This window comes from Haliovirga abyssi, from assembly GCF_030295325.1.
Lineage (GTDB): Bacteria > Fusobacteriota > Fusobacteriia > Fusobacteriales > Haliovirgaceae > Haliovirga > Haliovirga abyssi.
On record NZ_AP027059.1, the window covers coordinates 459,477 to 477,548 of the forward strand.

The 18,072-nt window shown below is 26.4% G+C and carries 15 protein-coding genes; all 15 read left to right on the top strand.

The window, feature by feature from the left end; genetic code table 11:
- The first annotated feature begins 460 nt into the window (after positions 1–460).
- The 15 genes from RDY08_RS02045 to chrA all read left to right on the top strand — a co-directional run bounded on the left by RDY08_RS02045 (position 461) and on the right by chrA (position 17,957).
- Complete coding sequence (locus RDY08_RS02045; RefSeq protein ID WP_307904765.1) at positions 461–2,299, top strand: ABC transporter ATP-binding protein; 1,839 nt, start codon at positions 461–463, stop codon at positions 2,297–2,299.
- 24 nt (positions 2,300–2,323) lie between these two features.
- Positions 2,324–4,150: an ABC transporter ATP-binding protein gene (locus RDY08_RS02050; protein ID WP_307904766.1), complete on the top strand. Its 1,827-nt coding sequence runs from the start codon at positions 2,324–2,326 to the stop codon at positions 4,148–4,150.
- Positions 4,151–4,291: 141 nt separating this feature from the next.
- The gene (locus tag RDY08_RS02055) at positions 4,292–5,149 is read left to right on the top strand and encodes a PstS family phosphate ABC transporter substrate-binding protein (RefSeq protein WP_307904767.1); all 858 of its coding nucleotides are present in this window, start codon (positions 4,292–4,294) and stop codon (positions 5,147–5,149) included.
- A gap of 320 nt (positions 5,150–5,469) precedes the next feature.
- Positions 5,470–6,366, top strand: coding sequence for a phosphate ABC transporter permease subunit PstC (pstC, locus tag RDY08_RS02060; RefSeq protein WP_307904768.1), 897 nt, complete (start codon positions 5,470–5,472; stop codon positions 6,364–6,366).
- A 4-nt stretch (positions 6,367–6,370) separates the two neighbouring features.
- Positions 6,371–7,207: a phosphate ABC transporter permease PstA gene (gene pstA / locus RDY08_RS02065; RefSeq protein ID WP_307904769.1), complete on the top strand. Its 837-nt coding sequence runs from the start codon at positions 6,371–6,373 to the stop codon at positions 7,205–7,207.
- A gap of 420 nt (positions 7,208–7,627) precedes the next feature.
- A complete protein-coding gene (gene pstB / locus RDY08_RS02070; protein ID WP_307904770.1) occupies positions 7,628–8,404 on the top strand; it encodes a phosphate ABC transporter ATP-binding protein PstB in 777 nt (258 codons plus the stop codon).
- A 39-nt stretch (positions 8,405–8,443) separates the two neighbouring features.
- Entirely contained in the window at positions 8,444–9,121 is a 678-nt protein-coding gene (phoU, locus tag RDY08_RS02075) for a phosphate signaling complex protein PhoU (RefSeq protein WP_307904771.1), read from the top strand.
- Positions 9,122–9,802: a response regulator gene (locus RDY08_RS02080; protein ID WP_307904772.1), complete on the top strand. Its 681-nt coding sequence runs from the start codon at positions 9,122–9,124 to the stop codon at positions 9,800–9,802.
- A gap of 8 nt (positions 9,803–9,810) precedes the next feature.
- The gene (locus tag RDY08_RS02085) at positions 9,811–11,466 is read left to right on the top strand and encodes a sensor histidine kinase (RefSeq protein ID WP_307905434.1); all 1,656 of its coding nucleotides are present in this window, start codon (positions 9,811–9,813) and stop codon (positions 11,464–11,466) included.
- 87 nt (positions 11,467–11,553) lie between these two features.
- Entirely contained in the window at positions 11,554–11,856 is a 303-nt protein-coding gene (locus RDY08_RS02090) for an ArsR/SmtB family transcription factor (protein ID WP_307904773.1), read from the top strand.
- The gene (locus RDY08_RS02095; RefSeq protein WP_307904774.1) at positions 11,849–12,784 is read left to right on the top strand and encodes a cation diffusion facilitator family transporter; all 936 of its coding nucleotides are present in this window, start codon (positions 11,849–11,851) and stop codon (positions 12,782–12,784) included. Before RDY08_RS02090 ends, RDY08_RS02095 begins: the two co-directional genes overlap by 8 nt.
- A 30-nt stretch (positions 12,785–12,814) precedes the next feature.
- Positions 12,815–13,279: an arsenate reductase ArsC gene (locus tag RDY08_RS02100; RefSeq protein WP_307904775.1), complete on the top strand. Its 465-nt coding sequence runs from the start codon at positions 12,815–12,817 to the stop codon at positions 13,277–13,279.
- Positions 13,280–13,866: 587 nt separating this feature from the next.
- Complete coding sequence (locus RDY08_RS02105) at positions 13,867–15,420, top strand: AAA-like domain-containing protein (RefSeq protein WP_307904776.1); 1,554 nt, start codon at positions 13,867–13,869, stop codon at positions 15,418–15,420.
- Positions 15,421–15,568: 148 nt separating this feature from the next.
- Positions 15,569–16,453: an Rpn family recombination-promoting nuclease/putative transposase gene (locus tag RDY08_RS02110; protein WP_307904777.1), complete on the top strand. Its 885-nt coding sequence runs from the start codon at positions 15,569–15,571 to the stop codon at positions 16,451–16,453.
- Between the two features lie 352 nt (positions 16,454–16,805).
- Positions 16,806–17,957: a chromate efflux transporter gene (chrA, locus tag RDY08_RS02115; RefSeq protein ID WP_307904778.1), complete on the top strand. Its 1,152-nt coding sequence runs from the start codon at positions 16,806–16,808 to the stop codon at positions 17,955–17,957.
- The last annotated feature ends 115 nt before the right edge of the window (positions 17,958–18,072 follow it).

Here is an 18,072-nt window from a genome sequence, read left to right on the forward strand (position 1 = left end):
TAATTAATTGAGAAAAATATATGTTATAGAATTATAAAAAACATAGGAGGTGAATTAGAAAATGAAATACGTAAGAGTAAATAAAATTATAAAAAGAATAATATTTATGTATTTAATTTCTAAAGCCTCAAGTGAAAAAATAATAATCTGATTAGGAATAACTATATTTATATAGTTACTAAGATTTTCAAAAAATTCATTAGAGCTTAATGTGGCAGTAGAGATTATATCTACTGTCTTTTTTTATACTTTTTTTTGAAAATAAGTGTATATATTTTATTTGTGTAAACTATAAATTTAACTCAAAAAAGAAAGGGGTGTCTAAAATGTAGCACTATTATTTGTAAAGGATCTAAATATATTGTATTGCAGGCAACTTGAATAGAAATAGAAATAAAAAATCAAATTGGCAAAGAGTAGATATTAGAAATAAAAATAAAAACAATGGAGTTGGTACACGATGAAAGGGATAAAATTAATATATAAATATACAAAAGGGAATAGGAAACTTTACATTTTATCAATAATTGCAGTAATTATGGCAACTGTAGTTTCTTTTTTATCACCTGTTATTATAAAGTTTACAATTGATTATATAATAGGTGATCAGTCTTTTGAAATTAATAATGTGATAAATAAATTTATTGGATTTTTTGGAGATAGAGATTTTTTATCAAAAAAAATATGGATAATGGGAATAATCATAATTGTTATAGCTGTAGCTGAAGGAGGTTTTAATTATTTAAAAGGAAAATGGTCAGCAATGGCTTCAGAAAATATTGCAAAGAATTTAAGAGAAAAACTTTATGAAAAGTTACAATATATGTATTTTGATTATTATACAAATGCAAAAACTGGAGATCTAGTGCAAAGATGTACTTCTGATGTTGAAACTGTAAAGACATTTTTTTCGATGCAGTTAGTAGAAGTTGGAAGAACTATATTTTTAGTAGTGGTTGCCTTATCTTTTATGCTTTCGTTAAGTATAAAAATGACATTAGCTGCAATGGTTCTTATACCTGCAATACTTATTTTTTCATTATACTTTCATATGAAAATACAGAAAGTATTTTTGGAAACAGATGAGGCTGAAGGAGAAATGTCTGCAGGATTACAAGAAAATCTTACAGGTGTGAGAGTTGTAAGAGCATTTGCAAGAGAAAAATATGAGATGGAGAGATTTGATGAAAAAAATTTAAATTTTAGAGATCTTGTATATAAACTCTTAAAAACTATAGCAATATTTGAGTCAAGAGTCGATTTTTTAAGTATAATACAGATAGGGATAGTTACAGTATATGGAACGTATCTTACTGTAAAGGGTGAAATATCGCTTGGAACTTTAGTGCTGTTTTTATCTTATGAAAGAATGCTTTTGTGGCCTATAAGAATGTTTGGAAGAATATTAGCAGATATGGGAAAAGCATTTGTATCTGCCGAAAGGATAGAAGAAATATTGAATGAAGATAGCGAACAAGGAGAAAAAGATGGAATAAAGCCTGAAATAAAGGGAAATATATCATTTGAAAATATATTTTTTGAGTATATAGAGGGAAAAGAGGTATTAAATAATATTTCATTAAATATAAAGAAAGGTCAGACTGTAGCTATATTAGGTGCAACAGGTTCAGGAAAAACTTCTCTTGTAAATTTATTAACAAAATTTTATGATTATAAAAGTGGTTCAATAAAAATAGATGATACTGAATTGAATAAAATAGATAAAAGATGGATAAGAGAAAATATAAGTATAGTTTTGCAAGAACCATTTATGTTTTCAAAATCAATAAAAGATAATTTATATCTTGCAAATAAACATACTAGCGAATATGAAATATATGATGCAGCAAAAATAGCGACTATACATGACGTTATAAATTCATTTTCAGAAGGATATGAAACAGTATTGGGTGAAAAGGGAGTAAATTTATCAGGAGGGCAAAAACAAAGGCTTTCTATAGCACGTGCACTTTTAAAGAAAAGTCCAATACTTATATTTGATGATTCTTTAAGTGCTGTTGATACAGAAACAGACAGAGAAATAAGAAAAGCTTTAAATGATAGGAAACACAAGGCTACAACAATAATAATTGCTCATAGAATGACGACTATTGCAGGAGCAGATGTTATAGTGGTTTTGGATAAAGGTAAAATAGTGCAACAAGGAACACATAAGGAATTAATTAATCAAAATGGTATTTATAAAAGGATTTGGAATATACAAAATGAATTGAAAGATGATATAAATGAAGAAAGTGTATTTGAAGAGGATGTAGAAAATGTCGAAGTTTCAATATAATAAAAAAATTGGGAAGTGATATAAATGACAGTATTAAATGAAGAAGAGTTTAATGAAAAAATAGATTTTGGAATATGGAAAAAAATTCTTGAATTTGCAAAACCTTATAGAAAACATATGATTTTATTGGCAGTTGTAATGATAATAGTGGGAGCACAAGATGTCGCTATACCTCTTATGACGAAATATGCAATAGATCATTTTATAAATGGAAAAACTACATCAGGACTATATTTTTATCTTGGTGTATATATTTTACTAGCTATATCTCAAGCTTTTCATGTACGGATGCTTATAGTACTTGCTGGAAAAATAGATTCAGGGACATGTTATCAGATAAGAAAAGCTGGTTTTAATAGGCTTCAAGAGCTGTCTTTTACATATTATGATAAAACGGCTGTGGGATGGATGATGGCAAGGCTTACTTCTGACGTTCAAAAGCTTGGAGATATGATAGCTTGGGGAATGGTTGATATAGTGTGGGGATTTACAGTTATGATAGGAATTGCAGGTGTAATGGTTGTCCTTAACTGGAAACTTGCAATATTTGCTCTTTCGGCAATTCCTGCACTTTTGTTTATAAGCAAATATTTTCAAAATAAAATACTTGGAAGCTACAGAGAAGTAAGAAAGTTAAATTCAAAAATAACAAGTTCATTTAATGAAGGGATAAGTGGAGCAAAAACTACAAAAGCTCTTGCGTGTGAGCCTAAGAATATAAATGAATTTAAAAATCAAACTGGAGAAATGTATTCTGCTTCTGTAAGGGCAGCAATTTTTTCATCGTTATATCTTCCTATAGTTATAAGTATTGGAAGTATTGGGACAGCACTTGTATTATGGAAAGGTGGGAATGCAGTATCAGCAGGAGCTATAACATTTGGGACTTTAACTGCTTTTTTAGCATATACAATACAATTTTTTGATCCATTACGTGAAATCGCAAGAGTTATTTCTGAATTTCAATCAGCACAAGCAGCAGCAGAAAGAGTGATTTCTCTTGTAAAAACAGAGCCTGATATAGTTGATAATGCAGAAGTAATAGAAAAATATGGTACCTCTAATAATCCTAAAAAAGAAAATTGGGAAGAGATAGAAGGAGAAATTGAATTTGAAAATGTATCTTTTGCTTATAAAAAAGGTGAACAGGTGTTAAAAAATTTCAATCTAAAAGTTAAAAAAGGAGAAAAAATTGCAATTGTAGGTGAAACAGGGTCAGGAAAATCTACCATAGTAAATCTTATATGTAGATTTTATGAGCCGAATGAAGGAAGAATAATTATTGATGGAAAAGATTATAAAGATAGATCTCTTGGATGGCTTCATTCAAGATTAGGATATGTTTTGCAGTCACCACATCTTTTTAGTGGGACAATAATGGAAAATATAAGATATGGGAAACTTGAAGCTAGCGATGAAGAGATTATAGAAGCTGCAAAACTTGCAAAAGCAGATGAATTTATAGAAAAGATGGAAAATGGATATAATACAGAAGTTGGAGAAGGTGGAAGCAGGTTATCTACAGGAGAAAAACAGCTTATATCTTTTGCAAGAGCAATTTTAGCAGATCCTAAAATATTTGTATTAGATGAAGCTACATCTTCAGTGGATACAGAAACAGAAAAGAAAATACAAGAAGCTACAGAAATGATACTTGAAAAACGGACAAGTTTTATAATTGCACATAGGTTATCAACTATAAAAAATGCAGATAGAATATTGGTAATAGACAATGGAAAAATGATAGAGGAAGGTTCACATCATGAGCTTATATTAAAAAAAGGACATTATTTTAAACTCTATTCAAATCAATTTATAGAAGAAAATGAAGTGCAATACTTGAGCAATTAGTAGATGAGAGCCTAGAAATAGGCTCTTGTTTTTTAAAAAACTTTTACACAACTTTTACATTAAATTTATATTTAATTTAAACATCTATGTTATAATCCTTACATAAACAAAAAGAACTAAAAAAACTAAGGAGGTAACAAGATGAAAAAGAGTTTAGTAGTAATAATGTTAGGAATATTTATTTCGGTAGTAGCAACAGCAGGTGTATTTGATTTCTTATTTAAAAAAGGTAATTCAAAAAAGAGAATAGAAGTTACGTTAAGAGGTTCTACAACAGTATTACCAATAGGTATGGCAGTAACAGAACAATTTTCTAAAGAGAATAAAAGGTCTAGAGTATCAGTAAGTGGTGGAGGATCTTCTACTGGAATAAAAGCTTTATTAGATGGAAGTGTTGATATTGCAGAGGCATCAAGAGCGATGAAATCTAAAGAATATGATATAGCAAAATCTAAAGGGATGAAAATAAAAGAGATAGTGGTAGCTTTTGATGGTATTGCAATAGTTGTAAATCCTTCAAACGGTGTTACTGCACTTACAAAAGAACAAGTAAAAAAAATATATAAAGGTGAGATAACTAACTGGAAAGAGGTTGGTGGACCTGATAAAGCAATAGTTGCAGTAGGAAGAGATACAGCATCTGGGACAAGAGAAGCTTTTGATCATTTAGTTATGGATAAAGAGGAACCTGCAACAGGAGTTTTAGAATTAGCTTCAAATAATGCAGTTTTAGATGATGTAGAAAATACAAAAGGTGGAATTGGATATATAGGGCTAGGTTATGTAAATCATCAAGTAAAAGCATTAACTATAAATGGAATAAAACCTACATTTGATACTGTAAAAAATAAAACGTATCCTGTATCTAGAAATCTTTACTGGTATACAACTGAGGATAAAATAAATAATGTAAATGGAGTTAAACAATTAATAGATTATTTGCTTGGAGAAAAAGGACAAGCTATAGTAAAATCTCAAGGATTTGTACCTGTAAAATAGTGAGTTTAAAAATTAAATAATTAATTTTTAAATATTTAGGAACGTTTAAAAAATAAGTTTCTTATATTTTGTTATAAAAACGCTTAAATCGTTGCGTATTTTAAAACAAAATGATAAGGTTATTTTTAAGCCGTTCCTTAGCTAGAAGATGATAATATCTTCTAGCTTTTTTTATATAAATCATTTTTTACATTAAATTTACATAAAATTAATATTAAATTAACAGATTTATGGTATGATGATATTATAAATTATAGTTTGTTATTTTAATATAATAGTAAAGTATAAATTTGTACAGAAAATATAGAAAGGGTGAAATAATGGGAAAAAAGAGAAAAATAATTAACAGTACCATGAGTAATGGAGTAAAATTAATTGCCATATTTAATATTGTGATAGTATTTATGATATTTTTATTTATATTTTTTAATAGTTTAGATTTTTTTATGAAATATCCAATAAATAAATTTTTATTTGGTGAAGAATGGAGAATTAAAATAGGTAACGATCTAAAAAGTATTTTTGGGATGTTACCACTTTTAAAAGGAAGTTTAATAGTAACTTTTATAGCAATTATAATAAGTGTACCGCTTAGTTTTATAACTACAATATATATTGCAGAATTTGCAGGGAAAAAAGAACGTGAAATTATGAAAATATTAATAGAAACAATGGCAGCAATTCCATCAGTTGTACTTGGATTTATAGGTTTGAAAATATTATCAACTCCTATAAAAGATATATTTAATCTAGATTCTGGAAAAACAGCTCTAACTGGTGGGATAATTTTAGCATTTATGGCAATGCCTACAATAATAAGTATATCTGATGATGCTTTAAAATCTTTAGATAAAAGTTATAAAGATGCTTCATTAGCTTTGGGAGCTACCAAATTACAAACTACATTTAAAGTACTTGTTCCAGCAGCATTTTCAGGAATATTTGCCTCAATGATGTTAGGTTTTGGGAGAGTGATTGGAGAGACAATGACAGTTTTAATGGTAACTGGAAATGCACCTATATTTAAAAGTAGCCCACTTACATCTGTTAGGACAATGACAGCCACTATAGCAGCAGAAATGGGAGAATCTGTAAATGGAAGTTTGCATCAGAAATCTCTATTTGCAATAGGATTAATATTGTTTATTTTGACATTTTTAGTTAATATAATTGCAGATCATTTTGTGGAAAAATCAAGAAAAAAGATGAGGGAGTAAGAATATGAATAAAAGAAAAGAGTTGGTTATAACTTGGGGAATAAAAATTATAGCTATAATGTCACTGTTACCAATATTTGGGATATTATTGTATTTAATAATAAAAGGATTGCCTGCGATAAATTGGAAATTTCTTACATCTATGCCTGAAAATAGTGGAAGAGCTGGAGGTATATTAGCACCTATAATTGGAACACTATGGTTGACTGTTGGGACTATAATAGTTTCAGTACCATTTGGAGTTTTAACAGCTATATTTTTAGTAGAATATTCAAAAGATAACTGGTTGAAAAGAACTATAAATTTGATGATAATAAATTTAGCAGGAATACCAAGTGTTGTATATGGATTATTTGGATTGTCACTGTTTGTTGTTTGGATGGGATTTGGAGTATCTATTATATCTGGTTCATTAACTTTAGGAATAATGTCTTTGCCAGTGATTATTACATCTACAAAAGAAGCTTTATTGGCTGTTCCAAATAATCTGAGAGAAGCCTCTTTAGCATTAGGAGCAACTAAATGGGAAACAGTTTGGAAGGTGGTATTGCCAGCATCGATGTATGGAATAGTTACAGGAGTTATTTTAAGTATAGGGAGAGCTGCAGGGGAAACAGCACCAATAATATTTACAGTTGCAACTGCTTATCAAAATTATTTACCAGAAACAGTGTTAGATAAAACAATGGCGTTGCCATTTCATCTATTTGTTATATCAACAGAGGTAAATAATATGCCTATGAAAAATATGTATGGGACTGCGTTTATACTTGTTTTTATTACTGTTGGATTTAATTTGGTTGGGACGTTTATTAGGAGTAGGTTTAAGAAATCTAGGTAGATTTAGGGAATGCCGATAAGATGAAATGGCAACAATAGGCTATGCCACAATATATTTTTATTTATGAATTATGATTTGTAGATGCGGAGATTTATTGTACTTTTAAGAAATAGATTAAATCGTTTTTTATATGACTAGAGGGATTTGGGTTTATGATGTCTTTATTCGCCATGGGGCGAACTTCTTTTTTCTTGATAAAAAAGAAGCAAAAAATCAAGTGCTAATGCTTCAAGTTATAATTTTCTAAATGAACTTGCCTACAACTGCCAAACTCGCTACGCTCAGACAGTGGCAGCTGCTTAACGGCAAATTCATTAAGAAAATTTATAACTTTACGCAAATGCACGGGGGATTCAAAAGAAGAGATTCAAAAAAAGAAAAGGCAAAAAGAAAGAAAAAAGAGTTTTATAGGGAGGAAAAATGAAAGAGGAAGAAAGATATAAAGATATACGAGTTGATATTAAAAATTTTAATTTTTACTATGGAGATTTTCAGGCTTTGCATAATATAAATATGGAAATTGAAAAAAATAAAGTTACAGCATTAATAGGACCTTCTGGATGTGGAAAATCTACATTTTTACGTTCTGTAAATAGGATGAATGATTTAGTAGATATATCTAAATATGAGGGAGAAATATTATTAGATAATGAGAGTATATTTTCTAAAAAATATGATATAGTAAATTTAAGGAAAAAAATTGGAATGGTATTTCAAAGACCAAATCCATTTCCTAAAACAATATTTGAAAATATAGTATATGGGCCTAAAATACATGGAGAAAAAGATAAAAATAAATTAATGGAAATTGTAGAAACAAGTTTGAAATCAGTAGCATTATGGGATGAAGTGAAGGATAAATTAAATAAATCTGCGTTGGGATTATCAGGCGGGCAGCAGCAAAGATTATGTATAGCAAGAGCAATAGCGGTAAAACCTGAAATTTTATTAATGGACGAGCCAACATCAGCTCTTGATCCAATATCTACTTCTAAAATAGAAGAGCTTATAAGAGAATTACAAAAAGATTATACTATAATTATAGTTACTCATAATATGCAGCAGGCAGCAAGAATTTCAGATTATACAGCATTTTTTTATAATGGTGTTTTGGAAGAGTTTGGAGATACAGAAAAAACATTTACTAATCCTGTAAATAAAAAAACCGAAGATTATATAACAGGAAGATTTGGGTGATAATAAATATATATATAATTAAATCATATGGAGGTAAATATGAAAAGTTTAAATGAAGCTATTACAGAGATAAATAGTATGGAAATGGAAATGATAAAAGATGTGAAAAGACTTATAGAAATTACAATAGAGGAGCTTAATAATAAAACATTTGACAAAAGTATATATGGGGAAGGAAAGGTACTGGAAGAAGATACAAATGATTTGGAAGTTCAAATAGATGAGAAAACAATTGGAGCTATTGCAAGATACCAGCCGGCAGCAAGAGATTTAAGATTTTTAATAGGAATAATGCATATGAATAAAGATTTAGAAAGAATGGCAGATTTATGTATAAATATATTAAAAACTGCAAAGAGAATATTTAGAGATAGAGTTAATGAAGAGATTGAGATAGTTTCACTAATAGATATGGGAGAAAAAGTTTACAATATGTTTGAGATTTTTAATCATGGATATATAGAAAAGGATGTTAAAAAGGGATATATTATATTTGGATTAGATGATGAAGTTGATAAAATAAAAAAAGAAAGTATAGATAAAATAAAAGATAAAGTAAAAGAAAATATAGAATATTTGGATCTAGGAATAGAAAATTTATTAATATCTAAAAATTATGAAAGAATAGCAGATAATATAACAAATTTAGCAGAATCTTTAATTTATATATATCGAGGAGAGGATTTAAGACATCAAGCTGTTAAGGAGATGAGCTAAATGAAAATTGTAGTTGTAGAAGATGATAGCCAAATAAGAGAACTTATAGTATATTTTTTACAAAAGGAAAAATATGATGTTGTGGCTTCTGGAGATGGATATGAAGCTATAAAATTAATAGCAGAAATCAAACCAGATTTATTAATACTTGATTTAATGTTACCAAATTTAAGTGGAATAGATATAACTAAAATAGTCAGGGATTTACCTGAAAAATATGGAAATCCATTAATAATAATGGTAACTGCTAAAACTGAAACAGATGATGTGATAAAAGGTTTGGAAGCAGGGGCTAATGAATATATAAGAAAGCCATTTGACCCAAGAGAGTTAATAGCTAGAATAAAGAATATAATGAAAAGAACTGGAAAAAAAATAAATAAACAGATAGAATTTGGAGATATATTAATAGATGAATCTAAGTATATAGTGTACGAAAATAAAAATGAAGTAGAATTATCAAAAAAAGAGTATGAATTATTGAAATATTTTATAATTAATAAAGATATGATTTTAACACGAGAAAAATTGTTGAATGAAGTTTGGGGAGTGGATTATTTTCCTGGAGATAGAGTTATAGACGTTTATGTTGGAAAAATAAGGGGTAAATTTAAAATTTTGGGAGAAAATTTAAAGACAGTTAAGGGGGTTGGATATAAATTAATAGAAAAGAAGTTTTAAGTATATTGATGATTATATCGTTTGAGTTTATATTTTTAATAGTTTTTAATGTTTATTTGAAAAATAATTTTCAAAATTTTACAGAAAAAGAATTTAGAGAACAAGCAAAAATTGTAGAGATAGCTTTAGAAAATGAAGGTAATTCTATTTTAAAAAAGATAGGGGAACATAGTAGTAATAGAATTACAATTATAAAAAAAGATGGGAAAGTTATATATGATAATAGAAAACAAGGGCATGAAAGTGAGATGGATTCTCACAGATATAGAAAAGAGGTAAAAGAAGCTTTAAATGGTAAAGAGGGATTTTCTATAAGAAAAAGTAATACTTTAAATGAGAATTTATTGTATTATAGTATGAAATCAGATGATTATATTATAAGAATATCTATGGAATACAATATAATTCAAAAAATAATAGACAAAACTATATTTATTTTATTAGGAATTTTTATATTTTTGGATATATTATATTATATTATATTTGTGCATTATATAAAATCATTCTATTCAAAAAAAATAAATAGAATGAAAGAGATATTAGAAGGAAATGGAGAAATATCTTCTATATATTTAGAAGATGATATAGATTTAAAAGAGTTTTGGGAAATAATAAGAAAATGGCAGTTTAAAAATTTAAATAATTTAGATAAAATAGCTGAAGAAAGAGAAAAATTAAGCAAAATAGTATCGTCTATTGAAATGGGGATTATTACAGTTAATAGAGATGGAAATATAGAATTTATTAATAATGACTCTGAAAAATTTATGGATTTAGATATAAATTCTAATTTATATTATGAAAAAATAAATGATGTGAATATAATAAAATTTATTAGAAATTTTTTGAATGAAAGAAAGATTTCAAAAGAAGAAATATTTTTTTCGAAATTAAAAGAATATTATATATTAGAAAGCCATTATATTGAAAATGGTGATTTGTATATAATTTTATTAAAAGATATAACGCAAAATAGGAAATTTGAAGAGGTTCAAAAACAATTTATAACAGATATATCTCATGAATTAAAAACACCTCTTACAAATATAAAAGGATATTTAATAGCTTTATTGGGAGCAATTGATAAAGAAACAAAAGAAAAATTTGGAGAAATAGTATTAAAAAATATAGAAAAATTTGAAAATATAATAAAGGATTTTCTTAATATTACAAAAATAGAAAATAGTAAAATAGTAAATAGATATGATGTGAAAATAAATGATGTGATAGAAGAAACAAAAGACAGTTTAGTATCAAGAATAATGGCAACTAATGCTAAAGTTAATTATAATTTTAATCTAAAAAATGAAAATGGATATATAAATATTGATAAAGAAAAAGTAATAACAATTTTAAAAAATTTAATAGAAAATGGAATTATTTATAATAATAAAATTCCAGAGATAACAGTAAATATATCTGAAAATGAGAGTTATTATGAATTTGATATTAAAGACAATGGAATTGGAATAGAAGAGATAGAATTAAAAAATATTTTTAAAAGATTTTATAGAATTGATAAAGCAAGAGGAAATAATTTAGCAGGAACAGGTCTTGGACTTGCAATAGTAAATGATATAATATCTAATTATAAAGGTGAGATAGAAATTGAATCTAAAATGGGAAAAGGGACAAAATTTAAAGTGAAACTGCCTAAAGCTTAGGGAGTAAAATTCTACTTGACAAAACTCTAAAATTACTATATACTATAGTTGAGCAATTGTTCAACTATAGTTAAGGAGGAGTAGAAAATGGAAAATGATAATATTTTTTTAGAGCTTGCAGATTTTTTTAAAATTTTTGGAGATTATACAAGGCTAAAGATATTAAAAATATTGATGAAGCAAGAAACTTGTACAGGAGGGATTGCAAGAGAATTAGATATGAGTAAATCGAGTATATCTCATCAATTAAAAATATTAAGGGATAAAAGATTGATAAAGTACAGAAAAGAGGGGAAATCTGTAATTTATTCTTTAGATGATGAACATATTGAAAAAATATTTAATATGGGATTAACACATTTAGGTGAAGGAGGTGTTAGCAATGACTAATAATGAGCATAATCACGAACATAGTCATGAAGGGCATCATCACCATAGTATAGATGAAAATATATCATTAAAGAAAATTACAGGAGTAACAATATTAAATGCAACTATAACAATAACAGAAATAATTGGTGGTATATTATCAGGAAGTTTGTCACTTTTATCAGATGCACTTCATAATTTAAGTGATACAGTAGCTATAATTTTGAGTTATGTTGCATTGGTAATATCGAGGAAAGAAAAAAATGAGAAAAAAAGTTATGGATATAAAAGGGCAGGAGTGTTAGCAGCTTTTATAAATTCCACAGCATTAATAGTAATATCATTTTATTTGTTATATGAAGCATATAAAAGATTTATTAATCCAGAAACTATAAATGGAAATTTAATGATAATTGTTGCAGTTATTGGATTGGTTTCCAATTTTATATCAGTATTGTTATTAGAAAAAGATTCTAAAAATAGTATGAATTTGAAAGCAAGTTATTTACATCTTTTAGGAGATACAGTCTCATCAGTTGGAGTAGTAATAGGTGGAATAGTTATAAAATTTTGGAATATATATTGGATAGATCCATTAGTAACAGTATTAATTTCAATATATATTTTAAAAGAAAGTTATGGAATATTTAAACAAACAATAGATATATTAATGCAATCAACAGCAGATTTAGATTATGAAGATTTGAAAAAAGATGTAGAAAATATAGATGGAGTCATTAATATACATCATATACATACTTGGATGTCAGATGAAAAAACTATATATTTTGAAGGACATGTTATATTAGAAGATATGTTAATTTCAAATGCAAAAAAAATTCATAGTGAAATAGAGGAGATATTAGAAAATGAATTTGGAATAAGTCATATAACAATTCAATTTGAAGCTGAAAATGAAGAGTGTGAAACAGAGCTTTTTAAAATTTAAAAATAGAGTTATAATTGGAGGGATTAAAAGATGGATAAGAAAAAAGTGTTGTTTATTTGTATTCATAATTCTGCAAGGAGTCAAATGGCAGAAGCTTTTGTTAATGAGTATGGTGGAGATAAATTTATAGCAGAAAGTGCAGGATTAGAACCTGGGAATTTAAATCCTTATGTTGTGGATGCAATGGCTGAAAAGGGGATAGATATTTCTAAGAATAAGACAAACAGTGTTTTTGATTTTTATAAAGAGGGAAGATTATATGATTATGTAGTAACTGTTTGTGACGAATCAAACGCAGAAAAATGCCCAGTTTTTCCTGGAAATGCTAAAAAAATACATTGGGGATTTCCTGATCCTTCATCATTTCAAGGAGATAATGATGATAAGGTTGAATTTACAAGAAAAGTTAGAGATATGATTGAGGATAAAGTTAAGGAATGGTTAAAATCAGATGGAAAAGATGAGAGTGGATTTGAGATAAATTTAAATTTATAAAGAAAAAACAGCAAGTATATACTTGCTGTTTTTTAAATATTGTTTAGATTATGAAAGTTTAATTATTTATTTCATCTATTTTTCATATGTTTTCAAATGAATAAGTCATTATTAAGGAATGGCTTAAAAATAACCTTCCGATTTTGTTTTAAAATACGCAATGGTTTAGGAACGCTTTAAAAACAGCCTTATCCTTTTGTTTTAAAATACGCAACGATTCAAGCGTTTTTACAACAAAATATAAAAAAATATTTTTTAAATGTTCTTTAAGCGTTTTTATAACAAAAAATGAGAAACTTATTTTTTAAACGTTCCTAAATGGAAAATAGATTATAAATAAATAATAGTAAAAGAGAATAATTATTATAAAAAAAGGATTGTATTTATCCTGCAAATTTAATTGGAAGTTTTTTTTAGATATGGTATAATTGAAGAGAGAATGGATAATAGGGAGAAGAAAATTGAAAATAATAAATATAGGAATAGAATTAAAAATAGTATTTCGTAAAAAAATAAAGTAACATAATAAATAGAAATGTCTAATATAGATTTATATAAAAAGGAGAAACTAACGGAGGTTAACAAGTATGAAAAAATTTAATATAACAGGGACTTGTATTCCAGAAAGACATTACATGGTAAATATAACATCAAAAATAGATAGGATAATAAAAGATTTAATAAGTGAAGGGGATTATTTCACAATAAATAGACCAAGACAATATGGAAAGACAACAACAATGTATTTGTTGGATAAAAAATTACAAAAGAATAAGGAATATTTGTTAATAAAAGTAAGTTTTGAAGGAATAGGTGAAGAATTTGTAAGTGAAGATAGATTTGTGGAATCATTTGTTGGGTTAATAATAAAAAGATTAAAATTTTCAAATAATAAAAAAATATTAAATTATGTAAAAAATTATCCAAAATTATATAAAATAAAACAGCTAGATGAATTTATAACAGATTTTGTATTAGAAACAAATAAGAAAGTAGTATTAATGATAGATGAAGTAGATAAAAGTAGTAATAATCAACTGTTTTTACATTTTATAGGAATGCTTAGAGATAAATATTTAAGTAGAAATGAAGGAGAAGATTATACATTTCATACAGTAATATTAGCAGGGGTACATGATGTGAAAAATTTAAGGCTGAAATTAAGGCCAGATGAAAATAGGACATTAAACAGTCCATGGAATATTGCAGTAGATTTTGATATAGATATGAGCTTTAATTCAGAAGAGATATCAACAATGCTAATTGAATATGAAGCAGATGCTAAAACAGGTATGGATATAAAAAATATTTCAGAAAAAATATATATGTATACAAATGGGTATCCATTTTTAGTAAGTAAATTATGTAAAGTAATAGATGAAAAATTAGATAGAGATTTTAGTGAAAAAGGTTTAGAAGAATCTATAAAAATAACATTAGGAACTCCTAATACATTATTTGATGATATAATAAAAAATATAGAGAATAATAGAGAGTTTTATAATTTTATAGAAAAAGTTATATTAGGGAACGATAAAGTCGATTATGTACATACAAATAAAATGGTATCAATAGGGAAAATATATGGAATAATCAGAGAAAAGAATAAAAAAGTAGAAATAGATAATAAAATATTTGAAATATTGATTTATAATCATATGATAGCAAATAGAGAAATAAAAAAAGGAGTAGTTCTAACTTATGAATTTAGAACAAAATTTATAGACGATGATGGGAATTTAGATATGGAATTGGTATTGGATAAATTTCAAGAATTAATGAAAGCAGAATACAGAAAAATAGATGAGAAGTTTGTAGAGCGAGAAGGGCGGCTTCTATTTTTAGCATTTTTAAAGCCAATAATAAATGGGACAGGATTTTATTTCGTAGAATCAGAAACAAGAGAGTCCAATAGAATGGATATAGTTGTTACATATAATATGAAAAAATTTGTAATAGAATTAAAAATATGGCGTGGAGGACAATATGAGCAAGAAGGAAGAGAACAGTTATGTAAATATTTGGAGGCACAAAATTTAGATAAGGGGTATATGATATTTTATAATTTTAATAAGGGAAAAGAGTATATTAAGGATAGAGTTATGGTAAATGGAAAGGAAGTTTTTGAGATAGTGGTGTGAGAAGGAATAATTGGCAATGGAAATTTATATAAAATTAAACTTGATGAGAGAGAAAATAATAGAGTGTCTAAAATTAAGATGAATGTATATGGATACATATATTTGACGGTTGGATATACTATTTTAATGAGATGAGGAGGGGTTAAAAATGTGTAGAATAAATCCAAGAGTAGATTTTGTATTTAAAAAACTATTTGGAAGTGAAGAAAATAAAGATCTGTTACAAGATTTTATAAATTCAGTAGTATCAGAAGAAGATAGAGTAACAAGTTTAGAATTACAAAATCCTTATAATGAAAAGAATTTTAAACATGATAAATTATCAGTATTAGATATAAAAGCAAAAGACCAAAGGGGGAATTGGTACAATATAGAGATGCAGGTGATAGACCAAGAATATTATGATAAACGAGCTTTGTATTATTGGTCAAGAGTATACTCAGGGCAGTTACATTCAGGAATAAACTATGATAATTTAAAAAAGACAATAAGTATAAATATATTAAATTTTAGATGTTTAGATGAAGAAAATTATCATAATATATATAAAATAATAAATTTAGAGAGTAAAAAAGAGTTTATAGACCATTTGGAGATACATTTTATAGAGTTAGAAAAATATAATGAAAAATATAGTACAATGTTGGATAGATGGGTAAACTTTTTGAAAAAAGCAGAAAAATATGCAAAAAATAAGTTACCAAAGGAATTAGAAGAAGTATTGACAATAAAGAAGGCAGTAGAGTTATTAGACGAGATGTCACTAAATGATGAAGAAAGAGAAAGTTATGAAGCGAGATTAAAATGGTTAAGAGATGAAGATGCTGCAATAAAAAAAGCAGAAAAAAAGGGAATAGAAAAGGGAATAAAAGAAGGGATAAAAAAGGGGATAGAAAAGGGAATAGAAAAGGGAATAGAAAAAAGAAATGTGGAAATTGCTAAAAGTTTATTGGATATATTAGATGTAAAAACAATATCTGAAAAAACAGGTTTAAGTGAAGAAGTAATATTAAAACTAAAAGATGAAAATTAGCACAAGGATGTATGAGGGAGAAAAGGAACTTAGGAATGGCTTAAAAATAACTTACCTGTTTTGTTTTAAAAGGCTCAAGGTTCTTTTATGAAAACCACATAAAAAACTACGCCCAACGTATGCAACGTTTCAACCATTTTTATAACAAAATAGGAGAAAATTATTTTTTAAACGTTCCTTAGTTTTTTTTTCTCTTTTTTTATCTCTTGAAGAGGTTATAATTCAAATTATAGAAAAATATTTATATTTTTTGAGATGAAGTTTAGATTCTTTCTCCATTGGAATTAATTTGGGACTGTGTTATAATTAAAGAAAAATTTAAAAATAGGATTTTATAAATTTGGAGGATATTATGAAAAAATTATTATTAAAAGTATTAGAGTTAGGAGCATCAGGATTTGGTGGGATGGCAATATTAGGTTTTATTAAAGATGCATTTGTTAAAGAACGAAAAGATATTAATGAAAGTCAATTTTATGAAGGCCTTAGTATATCTCAATTTATACCAGGGACAACAGCAGGGAATTTGATTTCATATATTGGATATAAAATAGGTAAAAGTAAAACTATGTTTCTTATGCAGATTGCATTTTTATTACCAGCTATAATTTCAATGTTTTTACTTACATATGTTTATACTAAATTTGGAGAAGTAGAAATTATAAAAAATATATTTATAGGAATAAATATAACTGTTGTAGTATTATTAATAAAAACAATGGAAAAGATTTTTAAACCGTTTATAAAAAATTGGAGATATATTTTTATGATGGTGATAAGTTTTTTGTTAAAAATTATATTAAAATTGAATGTTTTTGAGATTATGTTTATTATATTAATATTAAATTTATTACTAGATAATGGAGTTTATGAAAATGAAGATAGAAATGTAAAAATAAATATTAATCCAAAAGAGTTTATTATAGAAATTATATTTATGATTGTTTTTATAATTAGTTTTATATTTAGAGATAAAGATAGACTTATTATGCTTTTTTATAATATGGGAAAAATAGGATTTTTTACATTTGGTGGGGGAGTAGCAGCAATTTCAATGATACAAGATATTATAGTAAAAGATTTGGGATGGTTAAATTCAAAAGAGTTTTTAACTGGAATAAGTTTATCTCAAATGACACCAGGACCGATATTAAATATAGCAGTATTTATTGGATATAAAGTTAGTGGGATAATAGGCGGAATAGTAGCCGCAATAGGAATGTTTACTCCTGGAGTACTACTTATGCATATTTTTTCAACTTTTGGAGAAAAGTTTTTAGAAAAATCTATTTCTAAAAAAATTATTAATGGAATTTTACTAGGTTTTAATGGTATAATATTAAGTGTAATATTAAAACTTTTTCAAAATTCTGTTACTAATATAAAAGAGATAATATTTTTTGTAATTATATTTGTAATTGCACATGTGTCAAAAGCTAAGGCTTTAAAATTAATATTAATTTCTGGGATTTTGTCTTATGTTTATTTTGGGTTGATTTTTTAAGATAAAAAGAAAAAAAATAAAATAAAAAAGAAAAAAATTGAAACCACGAATGAAACGAATGTAAACGAATTAGGAAAAAGGTTGTATTCGAGGGAATTCGAGTATATTAGTGGTT